The 13,312-nt window shown below is 41.3% G+C and carries 15 protein-coding genes; 7 read left to right on the top strand and 8 right to left on the bottom strand.

Annotation, left to right across the window (positions count from 1 at the left end):
- The first annotated feature begins 162 nt into the window (after positions 1-162).
- The gene (locus E4665_RS13895; RefSeq protein WP_135349404.1) at positions 163-828 is read left to right on the top strand and encodes a type 1 glutamine amidotransferase; all 666 of its coding nucleotides are present in this window, start codon (positions 163-165) and stop codon (positions 826-828) included.
- A gap of 53 nt (positions 829-881) precedes the next feature.
- Positions 882-1,751: an alpha/beta fold hydrolase gene (locus E4665_RS13890; protein WP_422067265.1), complete on the top strand. Its 870-nt coding sequence runs from the start codon at positions 882-884 to the stop codon at positions 1,749-1,751.
- Positions 1,752-1,818: 67 nt separating this feature from the next.
- On the opposite strand, the gene E4665_RS13885 is transcribed toward E4665_RS13890, so the two are convergent.
- Genes E4665_RS13885 through nrdJ form a run of 3 tightly spaced genes read right to left on the bottom strand, consistent with a single transcriptional unit; the run spans position 1,819 to position 5,029 of the window.
- Positions 1,819-2,250: a DUF4430 domain-containing protein gene (locus E4665_RS13885; RefSeq protein WP_167815215.1), complete on the bottom strand. Its 432-nt coding sequence runs from the start codon at positions 2,248-2,250 to the stop codon at positions 1,819-1,821.
- 28 nt (positions 2,251-2,278) lie between these two features.
- Positions 2,279-2,782, bottom strand: a complete 504-nt coding sequence (locus E4665_RS13880) for an ECF transporter S component (protein WP_135349401.1) — start codon at positions 2,780-2,782, stop codon at positions 2,279-2,281.
- Between the two features lie 21 nt (positions 2,783-2,803).
- On the bottom strand, positions 2,804-5,029 hold the full coding sequence (gene nrdJ, locus E4665_RS13875; RefSeq protein ID WP_135349400.1) for a ribonucleoside-triphosphate reductase, adenosylcobalamin-dependent: 2,226 nt from the start codon (positions 5,027-5,029) through the stop codon (positions 2,804-2,806).
- A gap of 642 nt (positions 5,030-5,671) precedes the next feature.
- On the opposite strand from nrdJ, the gene E4665_RS13865 reads away from it, so the two are divergent.
- Positions 5,672-6,199, top strand: coding sequence for a GNAT family N-acetyltransferase (locus E4665_RS13865; RefSeq protein ID WP_135349398.1), 528 nt, complete (start codon positions 5,672-5,674; stop codon positions 6,197-6,199).
- A gap of 191 nt (positions 6,200-6,390) precedes the next feature.
- Here the strand turns inward: E4665_RS13865 and E4665_RS13860 are convergent, their stop codons facing one another.
- A complete protein-coding gene (locus E4665_RS13860) occupies positions 6,391-6,903 on the bottom strand; it encodes a GNAT family N-acetyltransferase (RefSeq protein ID WP_135349397.1) in 513 nt (170 codons plus the stop codon).
- On the opposite strand from E4665_RS13860, the gene E4665_RS18745 reads away from it, so the two are divergent.
- Positions 6,794-7,159 carry an XtrA/YqaO family protein gene (locus tag E4665_RS18745; protein ID WP_338326014.1) on the top strand — a complete coding sequence of 122 codons (366 nt, stop codon included), beginning with the start codon at positions 6,794-6,796 and terminating at the stop codon, positions 7,157-7,159. The two genes, E4665_RS13860 and E4665_RS18745, sit on opposite strands and share 110 nt — an antisense overlap.
- An 83-nt stretch (positions 7,160-7,242) precedes the next feature.
- Complete coding sequence (locus E4665_RS13855; protein WP_167815214.1) at positions 7,243-7,764, top strand: GNAT family N-acetyltransferase; 522 nt, start codon at positions 7,243-7,245, stop codon at positions 7,762-7,764.
- A gap of 283 nt (positions 7,765-8,047) precedes the next feature.
- Here the strand turns inward: E4665_RS13855 and E4665_RS13850 are convergent, their stop codons facing one another.
- The 4 genes from E4665_RS13850 to E4665_RS13835 all read right to left on the bottom strand — a co-directional run bounded on the left by E4665_RS13850 (position 8,048) and on the right by E4665_RS13835 (position 11,877).
- Positions 8,048-9,427, bottom strand: coding sequence for an MATE family efflux transporter (locus E4665_RS13850; RefSeq protein ID WP_135349395.1), 1,380 nt, complete (start codon positions 9,425-9,427; stop codon positions 8,048-8,050).
- 271 nt (positions 9,428-9,698) lie between these two features.
- Positions 9,699-10,103, bottom strand: coding sequence for a DUF1259 domain-containing protein (locus tag E4665_RS13845; protein WP_135349394.1), 405 nt, complete (start codon positions 10,101-10,103; stop codon positions 9,699-9,701).
- 163 nt (positions 10,104-10,266) lie between these two features.
- Positions 10,267-10,938 carry a potassium channel family protein gene (locus tag E4665_RS13840; protein ID WP_135349393.1) on the bottom strand — a complete coding sequence of 224 codons (672 nt, stop codon included), beginning with the start codon at positions 10,936-10,938 and terminating at the stop codon, positions 10,267-10,269.
- Positions 10,939-11,001: 63 nt separating this feature from the next.
- Entirely contained in the window at positions 11,002-11,877 is an 876-nt protein-coding gene (locus E4665_RS13835) for a LysR family transcriptional regulator (RefSeq protein WP_135349392.1), read from the bottom strand.
- A 206-nt stretch (positions 11,878-12,083) separates the two neighbouring features.
- On the opposite strand from E4665_RS13835, the gene E4665_RS13830 reads away from it, so the two are divergent.
- Complete coding sequence (locus E4665_RS13830; RefSeq protein ID WP_135349391.1) at positions 12,084-12,923, top strand: sulfite exporter TauE/SafE family protein; 840 nt, start codon at positions 12,084-12,086, stop codon at positions 12,921-12,923.
- Positions 12,920-13,303 carry a DUF1634 domain-containing protein gene (locus E4665_RS13825; protein ID WP_241654879.1) on the top strand — a complete coding sequence of 128 codons (384 nt, stop codon included), beginning with the start codon at positions 12,920-12,922 and terminating at the stop codon, positions 13,301-13,303. Before E4665_RS13830 ends, E4665_RS13825 begins: the two co-directional genes overlap by 4 nt.
- Positions 13,304-13,312 lie beyond the last annotated feature (9 nt).

The following is a 13,312-nucleotide window of genomic DNA, read 5'->3' as shown; positions in this document are numbered from 1 at the left end:
CTTCAAAGTCATCATCATCCCAATCTCCCCACAACAAGACATCACATTACTTATTGTGGGTTTATTTATACTAGAGTGGGGGAATTTTTAATGACTTTGGTGGGGTACTTTTAAATTACTACATACAAATTAATCAAAATTTGGCTAATAAGAGGGATGAACATGAGAATAAACATATTACAGCATACACCTAATGAAGGCCCCGGTTCTATTAAAGAATGGTCGATAAGCCGAGGACATGAGATCTATGTCTATCATCCTTATCAATTTAACGGTGTTTTACCAACTGCCAATGAGACAGATATGCTAATAATTTTAGGAGGACCCATGAGTCCCAATGATTCTGACGAATGGATTTTGAATGAACGTAAGTTAATTAAAGAACTCCTAGACCACAACACGCCAATGTTTGGCGCCTGCTTTGGGGCACAGCAAATCGCTAAAACACTGGGTTGTTCCGTGGGTAAGGCACTAAAAGAAGTTGGTTGGGCGCCTGTCTATTTGAAGAGTGATGCCATTGAAGGATTACCCCAAAAACTAGTGGCGTTACACTGGCATGAAGAGATGTTTGAAATTCCCGATCAGGCCGAATTACTCTTCTCCAGTGATTTGTTAGAAAATCAAGGGTTTGTGATGAATCATAGGGTTATTGGATTACAGTTCCATTTCGAACCACAAGCAGATGACGTTAGAGAGATTGTTGTTAATGATGCCCAATACACGGAAGGCTCTTTGTTAAAGAAATCACCTAAGGAAATTTTGAATCATTCAGTACCTGAGGAAAATAAGGAAGTTATGTTTAAACTATTAGACTATATCACGAAGTAAAAAAAGGTCACACTGTACAAGTTGTGGCCTATTATTGTGCTTTTAAGCATTGAATTATTGAGGCCAAGGAGTGGCTTGAAGATGACAAAGTACAAATAGTTAAAGCTTCTAACCTGAAGACTTTTTACAGAGAAGCTGGTGATCCGCAAAAACCGGCACTCATTCTCTTCCATGGCTTTCCCTCAGCCAGTCATATGTTTCGCGATTTAATTCCTGAATTGGTAGATCAATTTTACTTGATTGCGCCCGACTACCCAGGTTTTGGCCAATCAGAGGCTCCAGATAGTCGAAACTTTACCTACACCTTTGATCATCTAGCCGAGATCATGGAGCACTTCTTAGAACAACTAGGGATTAAGAATTTCTATATGTATGTTTTTGATTATGGGGCGCCAATCGGTTTTAGAATTGCCGTTAAACACCCTGATTGGATCAAAGGAATCATTAGCCAAAATGGAAATGTTTATCAAGAAGGATTAGGAGAAAAGTGGGCTGCTCGTAAAAATTTTTGGGATAGCCCAACTCCCGAAAAAAGAGAAAGCTATCGTTCGACATTTGCTCCGGAGACGATTATTAACCAATACAAGTATGGGACGTTAGAAGGTTCAGTCTCACCAGATGGATACATGTTAGATATTGCCTATACGCATTCCAAGGGCTATGCCGACCGGCAATTGGATTTAATTTTTGATTATCAAAACAACATTAGACTGTATCCAGTCTTCCAAAACTACCTCAAAGAATACCAACCTAAATTATTAGCTGTTTGGGGCAAAAATGACCCCTCATTTATTTATCCTGGAGCGGAAGCTTTTAAAAAAGATGACCCCAAGACACAAGTTGCACTGCTGGACAGTGGTCACTTCGCTTTGGAAAGTCATGCTAAAGTCATTGCTCAGCTTATTAAGGGGTATTTCTGTTAAAAAATTCTAAGTAAATGAAGCTAATTAAAAAAGCAAAAACCATAGGGCTTTTGCTTTTTTAAAACTATTAGAACTTGCTATAGTGCCAGACGATCTGATCATTTTTTTTAACCTTTACGGCACCTGCGCCGACATTGGGTTGTTTGCCGTTAACGGTGAACAGCCACCCGGTATTTTTGGAGGCTTTCTTGTTGTTTAAACTGGTCACATATACCATTTTTCCGTTGCCGCTGCTGTTCATTTCGATATGCTGTTTGTTGGTGAATTTTTGAAGCAAGCTGAAGGCTGTCTCATCTTTTGAAAGTGTGATTTTTCCTTTCAGCACATGGGAACCGTCCTTAATGCTGATGACGGCACTTAATGCAGCAGCATTTTTAGCTGCATTAGCGGACTGTTCCGGCGCAGCTGTCTGAGCAGTTTCGTGTCCGGTGAAAAAGCCAGCGCCAAATAAAATGGCGGCGGCGAGTATATAGATAATGATTCGATAGATGTTTTTCACTATTTTCGACTCCTCAGTAGTTCGTACATTATTGAGCGGTATGTTTTCTTAATTTATTGGCCTCATTTGCGAAGACTTTGAACAGAAGCGGGGACACCAAACCGAAAATGAGATTTCCGGCCGCATGGTATAGATCAAAGGGCAGTCCGCTGATCCATAAACCGACGACCGTTAAGGGATTTTCAGTGAAAACAAAATAGGAGAAGGCCATGATGATGCCGAATAAAAATCCGCTAATGAACAGCCATAAGTAATAGAGCCACCTTCTATGGGGAATGAGTGCGGATAGGAGGCCGATCATTCCCCATGCGGCGAGATGAAAAAGCGTCCAGTAGCCGAGACCGAGAAACAGATCGGAAGCCAGCGCCGTCAACATCCCTTCGGCTGCGCCCATTTTCCAGCCAAAAAACCATCCGGTCAGAATGATGATTAATGTTGCTGGCTGGATATTCATTCCGTGAATCGCAAGCCGGCCGGCAACAGCGGCTGCAGTCAGCAAAGCGAGCAGTGTCATTTTATGGACAGTCAGCATGAGCATAACCCCTCCAGGTTATTATTTTATCGGGCAAGCTCCGCCGGCGCAGTCGCTTTGACCGATGAGCTCAAGGTCTTTCCGTTCTTTGAGGCGGAGCGTTTGATAGAGTTCAACAACATCGGCGGTGATTTCGGATTTTCGCTCCAGATATTTTTCTTTACTGATCGGCTCTTTTGGCGCTTGAACAAAGCCATGTCCGCTGTATGGAAGCAGCGAAGTTGACTTGCACAATTTTCGGTATTGCCGCAGCAGGCCGGAAATCTTAACAGTTTCATCTTTATGAAATGTAATGGTACAGCTGACCGAGTTGTCTGCCCAGTAGGTTTGAAGAAACAGCTGTGTTGCAAACTGCTCCTCTATCGAAACATCATCCGCGGATACAAAGCCTTTATGATCGGCGCCGCCTGCTTTAACCGGGAATTCGGCGACCATTGTATTTTCAGAGTATACGTCTTTCTCAATCGTATAGCCGGCTTTTTTCAGTGCAGGGAGTAAGGGATCGCTGTCCTGAAAGCGAATACGCTGAATCAAATATTTGGCGAAACTAAAGTGCATTCCCTCCGAAATACCGGCAAGCTTTGAGACTGTCCCGGACGGTTTGACGGTCGTATGTTTGATTGACGGGCTACAGCCGAGTGTTTGCGAATACTGTTGATCGCTCGTAACGACCATATGATAAAAGGCATCGAACGCTTGAACCGCTTGTTCATTAAAAATCGGTTTCTGATACAGATTGCCGGTTTCTGGATCTCTGGTATAATCAAACTCGCTGACCAGACGTTTTCCGAAATGTTGGAGTACCCAGTCTTGGATGCCGCTCATCGAGATGCCGATTCGCCGGTTTTTTTCAATAATCGTTCTTGAACATTCCCAATCATAGTGTGAGAACGTTACACGTTTCGCATAGTGGACGGCGAGACGAAAAACTTCTTCAAGCGACCAGCCCGCCGCTTCTGCGATTCCCGGAAAGACTTCGAATAAGTTGCAGGGTTCGCCATTTGCTAAAGAAATTTCACCGCAAGGGTTGGTTCCTTCTGCATCGGCATCGATACTCGGCTGGCGACCGTCCGCCAACCGCCCATAGTTGCGGATGTTATCGAGATTGACGATACCAGGTTCTCCATTCTTGGCAATCGCCTCGGCAACCGCATCATAGTGGTTAAAATCAGGCGTGACGAGCACACTGTTGTTTGATGCCCAACGATGATCCATTAATTGTTCCTGATCCTGTTTCATTGTGACAAAGGCTTGGTCATCCGGATCGCCAAGGGCAATTTCAGCACTGCGGCGTACGTTTCCGGCAACGACATTTTTTCCGATTAAATTGCAAATGTCCGTGCAGTCAACGGATGTGAGCCTTTTCCCGTTCGCTTTATTCAGCACACGGTTCACGGCATCAAGCATCTCGATGAACGGAACGGGTCCTGCGGCCACACCGCCGAATCCCCTAATTCTTTTTCCTTTTTCGCGAATAAGGCTGACATCGATAACGACATGTCCTGCATTGTCAATCGTTGACAAGAAGTGGGCATCAATGAGCAGTGCATTGGATTCCACCCAACCTTCGCGTGTATCCGGAGTTTGGTAGCAGAGATAAGATTCACCGTCATGAGTCTGGTACCAAGTCTCTGCATCTTGGGCACCAGCCTGAATAGCTGCCGCGTAATCGCCGTTTTCTTTGCTGATCAGGATATCCAGTTTCACTTGACGCATTACTGGAGGGATTTGACGAATATTTGCTGTGGAAACGGAGAAACCGACACCGCCGCCTTTCATTAGTTCGTCAAACAGAAAAGAGAAGGGCATGGATACGGCCGGCTGCTCTTTTTTCAAATAGAAGGGAACAATGTGACTGTCGCCATAAGCTTGAGGACGAATCGCGATAAACCAGCAATTATTCAATGCATCGCCGACACGCTGCTGATAGTCCGTGCCGGAGATCCAAAGGTTGCGGCCTGATGGGGTGGAGGCAAGGCTGTAAATTAATTTAAATAAACGTTCGGCTTCTTTTTCGAGCTCATAGATGGTTTCTTCGGATACCTGATCTTTATGCAGTCTGGGATCCAGATTTATATTACCTTCAACAACCCGCTTGACGGTTTCATCCCATTCTTCATAGCGGTCCAGTTCCTCAATCCAGCGGGCATAAGTCCGTTTATAGGTGACCCATCCGAGTTCCCCCCAGTGCGGCTGGACCTCTGATTTTATTTTTTTAATGTAAGTATCTGATAGTTTAATAGGCATAGCTGTACTCCTCTCGATTACGTTTCTTACTTATAGTACTACATATTGTATTTTAGTCAACATGACAAATCAACATATAGTATTTGTGGCTTTTTTGGGACAATCATGCATAGGGATAGGATTTTTGGTGTGACAGTTCTTGGCTGTATGCATTCTGAAAAAAAGCATTGTCACGCAATCGTCATTTTTATAAATTAAAAAATTTCCGCTTTTTGCTGGCGGGACACATTTGTCTGAACGACAGCTGACGATTCGCTATCGGAGGTGGAGCCAGTACCCGATGTACCAGTGATGCTAAAGCAGAGCGGTTTTTACGATACTTGGACGATCTGCCAATGATAAGGCAACAGGACGCCGATATGATCCTCTTTCTCTACCGGGATGACTATTACAACAAAAGAATCGGGCAAGCAGAATATCGCTGAAATCATCGGGACTGAACAGTGAAATGTCTATAGGTGACGTGGAAATAGCAGTCATCAAGGATTATGGTAGATTCTGCAATATCGATTGACGCTATGCGTTGATGGTTGAGGAGCGAAGAAAATGAGAAAAGCACTGAACTACTTGCTTTACCATCATAGGGACAGCGAAGGGAAAAATTGCTAAGATTAAGTGTGATGAAGGAGAGTTGTTTTAACCGTGGGAGATCTAAAAACCATATCAATCAGTGAATCACTATTTGATGAAGCATACAAATTGTTGGAGCAGTCATTTCCTAAATCAGAGATTCGTAGTTATGAAGAAATGAAAAAGATACTAAGTTACTCTAATTATAGGATGATTGGAGTTATAAATCATAATCAAGAAGTCTGTGGACTGCTTGGGACCTGGAATTTAGGTTTTTTCATGTTTGTTGAGCACTTGGCTGTTGATCCAAACAGGAGGGGAAATGGAATTGGATCAAAAATTATGCGCAGCTTTCTTGAATGTGTCGACAAACCGATCATACTGGAAGTCGAAGACCCCGTTGATGAAATAAAACGTCGCCGCGTGCAATTTTATGAACGACTAGGTTTTACATTTAATCCGCTTGGTTATATTCAGCCGATGCTGCAACAGTCCAGAGTTCCCGTTAAACTGAAGCTTATGAGTTACCCCAAACGAGTGGGCTTAGCGAAATTTTCAATCTTGAAGGAAAAAATATTTAAAACAGTTTACATGTCATAGGGAAGACTACTTATAGCCGGAGGGTACAGATCGATGGTCGGTGCCCCTTTTTTAACCTGAAAAGGAGTAAGTCAGTCGTGGTCCATTACACGGGAACAAAAAACGGCGAAACGGAAAGCCATTGGCCAAAGAACAACAAGCGATTAATGGACGTTTCATGATTCAACAATATCATCGGATCGGCCTATAAGTTATTTATAAAAGTAAGAAGGGTGATTTAATCCTGTTGGTTCATAAAATTCGTCATGTGAATATTTAAATCCCAATTTAAGTAGCAAGTTTTTGGAGGCAACGTTCTTTGGATTATGCCCAGCAAATAGATTTTTAGATTTAAGTTGATCAAATGCATATCTAATTACTGCAGTAGCAGCTTCTGTTGCATATCCGTTACCCCAATAAGCGCTTTTCAGGTGGAACCCTATCTCATAAGTCTTTTTATCCAGATCATATGGATGTAAGCCACAACATCCAATGTGCTTATTCGTTTTAAGTTCAAATAATGGCCAATATTGGACATTATATTGCTGATCACTTTTTATTTCTTTATTCAACCGATCATGAACTTGTTCTTTTGAAAACAATCCATTTGCAGAAATAAACTTCGTTACTGCAGGTTCTCCCCAAAGAGAATTAGCCAAGTTAATATCAGTTGTTTGCCATGTAGAGAAACCTAAACGATCAGTTTTAAGAAAGAATGCTCTCATAAATGGTTTTGCACCAACTTCTGCAGTTGTTCTTTATATTAATTATATCATATCAGGGAGGAACTCCATTCGAGCGAAGGAAATTAACTTAAACTTTGATGGTAAATCAGTGACCGAGAAAATGGAATCAAGTAAAGTACTTATGGTTGTTCTGGATAGCGGCCAGAACAAAGCTGTTGAACACGGTTTTACCATTATAAAGACAGCAAATGGAAAAGTTGCTAAAGTTAAGTATAGCGAAAGGTCACTGTTTTAAAGGTACATGATACTATAGGTTGTACATTGATTAATCAAAAACCAAAATCAGCTTCTTGTTGATGCGAGAAAGGTAAGATTGAGATGAATTATATTCTTGAAACTAAACGACTTCGATTACGAAATTGGAGAATTGACGATGTTGATAATCTAAAGCGTTTCTTGCAAGACAGGGAAGTGATGTATGCTTATGAACACGCATTTTCAGATGGAGAAGTTCAAAATTGGTTGAATTGGAATATAACGTCATACAAAGAAAACGGATACGGATTATGGGCAATTGAACTTCGTAGTTCACGCGAAGTGATTGGTGAATGCGGTCTGACTAATCAAATGGTTGAAGGAAAATCATATTTAGAAATTGGTTACCATCTTGTTAAAAATCGTTGGCATAAAGGATATGGAATAGAAGCTGCAAAAGCATGTAAATACTACGCTTTTGAAAAGCTTAACAAAGAGCAGGTCGTTTCTATTGTCAGGGATACAAATATCCCTTCCATGAATTTAGCAATTAGAAACGGGATGGTCATTAAGACTAGATTCATAAAGCATTATCATGGAATGGATATGCCTCACTATTTGTTTTCAGTAAAACGAACTAAGTAAAAAAAACTAATAGTTAACATGAAAGAAATACACATTATTTCTTTCAAAATTAGAGTCAGTCAATGGTTTTAGTTTATACCCTGAAGAACCTTGTTATCTTACCAGAGATAGAAAAACCTATCGAACCAGCTGAATTATGCTTATAAACTGGAAAATAGTGCTATTTTGTCTATCAATCTCTAGGCAGAGCTCGGCTTCTTCGGCCACTCTACGCGCTTTTTCCTTTGTACGAAATATTTTTGTCTCCAAATTAGTACGGCTTTTCGTCGGACTAGCCGGTTTTTCAATAAACTTCGGTATTCATTTGAATCTTGCCTAAGGTGTGGGTTCTTGATTCCAGTGTCTTGAGTTTGTGAACTACTGTGCCGTACGATCCAATGAGCATCAACAGAGCACCCAGCCATGCTAAGGGATTGGCAAGACTCGCTCCGGCAAAGCCCCAGAGTTTGATGAGAAAAATGACTGAAAATGAGCGCATTAATAGTTCTACGGAACTGGACAGAGTAGGTATCAGGCTGCGGCCGAGTCCCTGTAGTGTGTAGCGCATGATTAATAATATGGAGAGTAGACAGTACATAGTGCTGTTGCAAAGAAAATAAACCTGCACCATGTGGGTAACAGCAGGTTGCTGGTTACCAACGAAAAAATGACAAAGGGGTACAGCGAATACGATGATCAGTGTGCCCATGACAATACTTAATGAGCAAGAAAGCCCCATAGCCTGACGCACTCCTTTATGAATACGGGCATAGTGTCCTGCGCCCAGGTTTTGTGCGGCATAAGTAGCCATCGTTATTCCGAAAGAAAGTGATAATTGTGTGGCAAGAAAGTCAATACGCCCTGCTGTTGTATAGGCAGCAACAGCACCCGAACCCAGTGTATTAAGCATAATTTGAACAATGACGGCGCCAATAGAAATAATGGAAGTTTGAAACCCCATCGGCAGCCCAAGCTTAAGATGCTGTTTTACCTCGTGCAGCACTTTGGAAAAGTTCTTTCTGTACAGCACAAGTTCTGGGACGTAATGTTTGATAAAAACAAGACACCAGATAGCAGAAAGTCCCTGCGCAATGACTGATGCTAATCCGGCACCGGAAACGCCCATGTGAAAGAACAGGATGAAGATGAAATCAAGAATGATGTTAACGACGCAGGCGAGAGCCAGGAAAAAAAGGGGGGTTCTGCTATTTCCTAAAGCTCTGAGTGTGTTATTGAACAAGTTGTACAAAACAGTGACACCAATACCCCAAAAACAGACAACAATGAATTTCTGCGCATCGTCGATGATATCGCGAGGGGTCTGCATGACCGTCAGTATGGGTCTTGCAAATAGAACGCCTATAGAAGTCAGGATTAACGAAACGGCAACACTGATTAAAATATTGACCGCAAAACTGCGCTTAACTCCCTTATAATCTCGAGCACCGTGACGTTGCGCTGTTAGTATCGTCAAGCCGGCTGTCATACCCTGCGCAAATCCTATAATTAAAGCAAACAGACTGTCTGTTGCGCCAACAGCAGCCAGAGCACGAATGCTAATTGTTCGGCCGACAATTATCGTATCTGAGATATTATAAAGCTGCTGGAAAAGGTTTCCTATAAGAAGTGGGATCGTGAACATAATTATTTTTTTTATTGGGCTTCCCTCTGTTAAATCCCACATCACAAGCACCTCTGTTTTTGGCAATAAGACTATAATACATCAGTTGCTGTTATTCAAGTAACGAGTTTTTAAATTTTTTTTGATGCCAAGTTCGCTATTTGGTATGATAGTAAATCTACAAATGTTAGTTGCCAGAAAGAAGCGATAGAAGTATTTGGAAGAAACGGATGGAAAATAAAAAATGGTGAATGGATTTGTCCTTATTGCCAGAAAGGTGCAAGGAGATACGGGGAAAGGGACTGACCTGTTGATTCACAGTAAGACACTTCGGTCAATAAACAGGCTTACTGTTCAAATATAAAAAAGAATTTGCAAGTTTCTTAGCGAATATCAGAGGCGGTTCAACAGCTTGCAGATGGACGTATAGGATTAATGGTTCTGTAAAGATCCAGTGATTATGAATGGCGCTCACTATGATCCCTTGTTGAGACAATGACCAAACAAATCGAGGCACTTCTTCTTGAAGGACAGCGATTTCGGCTAAATTAAGTGCATTTCCTGATGAGTCAAGTGATTCAAATGAGATTTCAGCGTGAGCTACATCAACACTCGTCTTTCCTTGAATGATTACTTGAAAAGTTCTACTCAATGTAACAGAACAAACGCCATTTTCGAGTTTTGATTTACTATGAAAAATGTCTGCAAATTGCTGACAAATACTCTCCACTTCAGCCATCCGGATCACCTCACATAATATTTATGCGAGATGGAAAGAAATAAATAACTATCTGCCGGTTTTACCGGCAGATAGTTATTTCCCCAGAGGGGTGCTCATCATGCAATCATAAGCGTCAAGAGTCTTTATACCGTAGCGTAGGGAAGAAGATGGGGACCACATATTATTTATTTCGGTTAACGTATTGTTTCAAAATTTCTTTATCCTGATCGCTTAAATCATTTATTTCATTGATAATTCGTGCAAGTTGGTCCTTTTTATTATCTTCTCCGATTAGTATAGAAGTGATTGAGGATGTCACAATACCGATTAGCCCAATCCCAAATATCATCAATACTACAGCAATTACCCGACCAATCGGCGTTACTGGTGAGATATCTCCATAGCCAACCGTAGTTGCTGTCACGATCACCCACCATAGCGCATCGAAATAATCGTGCATGTGCGGCTCAATTAAAGAGATAGGGATTGGAGTTACAAGAATGACAACCAGTAGGGATACAAATACCTTATGAAGTCCTCGTTCTCTTAAAAAATTGTAAACTGGTCCGATGTACCGATGGCCAATTGCCGTAAATCGCAATAAACGAACCAAGCGCAAACCTCTGGCAAGCCGGAATCCTGATCCAAAAGGAACGATTGCAATCAATTCAATCAGGTGAGTTTTAAAATATCCCCATTTGCTCTCTGCACGGATAAAAAAATAAAAGTAATCAATAACAAAGATACCCCAGATGATCCAATCCAGTAAATTAACGAATGGATTTTCAAAAGAAATCGTTACTAAGGAGATAAGAACCAACGAGAACATAAACAGTTCATAATATTTTTTCATGAATAAATGACCTTTTTGCTAATTATACATCACCACCATCATCTCGCTGTAACCAATGGTTTACTAATTTTGAGCGTAGGAAAGTTTGATAAACCTCTGCATTGTCGAGGTCAGGTATTTATCCTTGTGATAAATCATTTTAAAATGACGGTTGAAATGCAGGCCATCAATTTCCTTATAGCACAACTGGCCGGAACAAGCATCGTTTATTACGGCAAACTTTGAAATAACGGAGACACCAAGACCTTCGGCAACGGCCATTTTTATGGAATCTACGTTGTTGCATGTCCAAGAAGCGTGCCAGGACAAGTCTTTTTCTGCCATAACCTCTTCAAATTTTTTACGCGTCCAGCTTTCTTTCTCCCGAACGATGAAGGGTTCAGTTTCAAGTTCATGCGGATTAACTGAGGTCATTGTAGCGAAACGGTGGTGAACGCCGCAAATAAGGACGAGTTCATCTTCCATAAAAGATTTTCTAATGAGGTCCGGTGAAGTAGTTTCTCCTTCAACAAGAGCTAAATCCAGTTGGTCTCGCAAGATGAGACTTTCAATCTTTGCAGTATTATCTTCAATAACTTCAACCGTGGTCTCAGAATTCAATTCTTTAAATTTTAGAATAAGTTTCGGAAGTATATAGGCACCAATTGTGACGCTTGCACCAATCCGTATAAAATTTCTCTTGTTTATCAAACGCATTTCTTTTTCTGCTTGGCTGTTCATTTGGGTAATGTGACGAGCATAGTATAAAAGGTTATTCCCAGCTTTTGTAAGATAGAGTTTCTTGGACAGCCTCTCAAAAAGCCGAACACCGAAATGCTTTTCAAGTTCAGAGATAGCCTGACTGACTGCAGGTTGAGACAAAAAAAGGGATTCGGCAGCGGCTGTCATGTTCAATTTATCACATACTGTGATGAATATTTGAAGATGTCTGAATGTCAATGTTCTTCCTCCATAATAGATTACTTATAACATTAATAAAATAATAATATTTTTGTTATCGATTAACAAGGCATACTATTTAAATAGTAGGGATCACTTAGGACGGTTTATCTTTTGAGCTTACTGATTCTAATATAGCCGAGGTATCGTAGAAGACTTCAGAATAATCAATGTGATTTTTAATCATTTTTACGGGAGATGAAACCTTGTCACTACTCGTAATAAAACTAATCATTGTTGCTGTGCTTGCCGGAATCTTTGGCTCTGTTCTTGGACTTGGTGGGGGTACGGTTGTCACTCCAATATTGACTCTGATGTTTGGGATTGACATAAATCATGCGATAGGTGCCAGTCTGATTGCTGTTATTGCCACATCTAGCGGTGCTGCGATTGCCTATATTAATGATGGGATTACAAATTTGCGTATCGGTATGTTTTTGGAGGTTGCAACGACAATTGGTGCGATCACCGGGGCTTTCCTAGCGGGTTTCATTTCATCAAGCGTGCTCTATATCATTTTCGGACTCTTTTTATTATATTCAGCGTTAGCCATGCTTCAAAAAAAGAAAGCAGAGAAATATGATCTGAACAGGGAAAAAGCCTTAGCCAATAAAATGAAACTGAACGGAAGCTATTATGATAAAAATCTGGAAAAAGAGGTCCCCTATCATGCGGTTCATGTGCCAGCAGGATTTGGTGTGATGTATGGTGCTGGCGTGGCTTCAGGATTGCTTGGAATCGGAAGTGGCAGTTTCAAGGTCATGGCCATGGACTTGTTCATGAAATTACCGTTGAAGGTCTCCAGCGCGACGAGCAATTTCATGATGGGTGTCACCGCGGCAGCGAGTGCTGGTGTTTATTTGCTTCGTGGTGATATTGATCCTCAAATATCCGGACCGATTGCCATTGGTGTGCTCGTAGGAGCAACAATTGGTGCTAAGATTATGCAGCGGATGAAAAGCAAAACCATTCGAATTATTTTTGTTCCGGTGATTGCTTATATCGCCATTCAGATGATGCTCGAAGGATTGGGGTGGAAGTGGTGAATCATTCGCAAGCGAAGGCAACTAGAGAAAAGGACATGGATTCAGTCGGAATAGTAATTGGGTGGACACTGAGGATAGGGATAGCGATGAGTAGCACAATCATTATTGCCGGACTTATATTGTTTTATATCAAGGGTCAATCGGGATATGAGGCAAATCGTTATCCAACGCACATCAAAGATATAATGCAAGGTTGTTTTGCACTGAAACCATATGGTGTAATCTTGACAGGGTTGCTCCTCCTCATGCTCACTCCGGTTTTTCGAGTAGGCATTTCGATTATCGCCTTTCTCGTAGAGAAAGATTATTTATATACAGTGATTACTCTGATCGTTTTTTCTATTCTAATCATTAGTTTCTATATTGGTAGAATGGCGTAAGTTTTAATA

The sequence above is a fragment of the Sporolactobacillus shoreae genome, assembly GCF_004684935.1.
In the GTDB taxonomy this organism is placed as follows: Bacteria; Bacillota; Bacilli; order Bacillales; family Sporolactobacillaceae; genus Sporolactobacillus; species Sporolactobacillus shoreae.
The sequence above is the reverse complement of the archived record's forward strand: the minus strand, read 5'-3'. Positions and strand labels throughout refer to the sequence as shown.

Coding starts and splice junctions, on each gene's coding strand:
- E4665_RS13895 (WP_135349404.1), top strand. CDS start 163: ATGAGAATAAACATATTACAGCATACACCTAATGAAGGCCCCGGTTCT.
- E4665_RS13880 (WP_135349401.1), bottom strand. CDS start 2,782: ATGCTGACTGTCCATAAAATGACACTGCTCGCTTTGCTGACTGCAGCC.
- nrdJ (WP_135349400.1), bottom strand. CDS start 5,029: ATGCCTATTAAACTATCAGATACTTACATTAAAAAAATAAAATCAGAG.
- E4665_RS13860 (WP_135349397.1), bottom strand. CDS start 6,903: ATGAGAGCATTCTTTCTTAAAACTGATCGTTTAGGTTTCTCTACATGG.
- E4665_RS13855 (WP_167815214.1), top strand. CDS start 7,243: ATGAATTATATTCTTGAAACTAAACGACTTCGATTACGAAATTGGAGA.
- E4665_RS13850 (WP_135349395.1), bottom strand. CDS start 9,427: ATGTGGGATTTAACAGAGGGAAGCCCAATAAAAAAAATAATTATGTTC.
- E4665_RS13845 (WP_135349394.1), bottom strand. CDS start 10,103: ATGGCTGAAGTGGAGAGTATTTGTCAGCAATTTGCAGACATTTTTCAT.
- E4665_RS13840 (WP_135349393.1), bottom strand. CDS start 10,938: ATGAAAAAATATTATGAACTGTTTATGTTCTCGTTGGTTCTTATCTCC.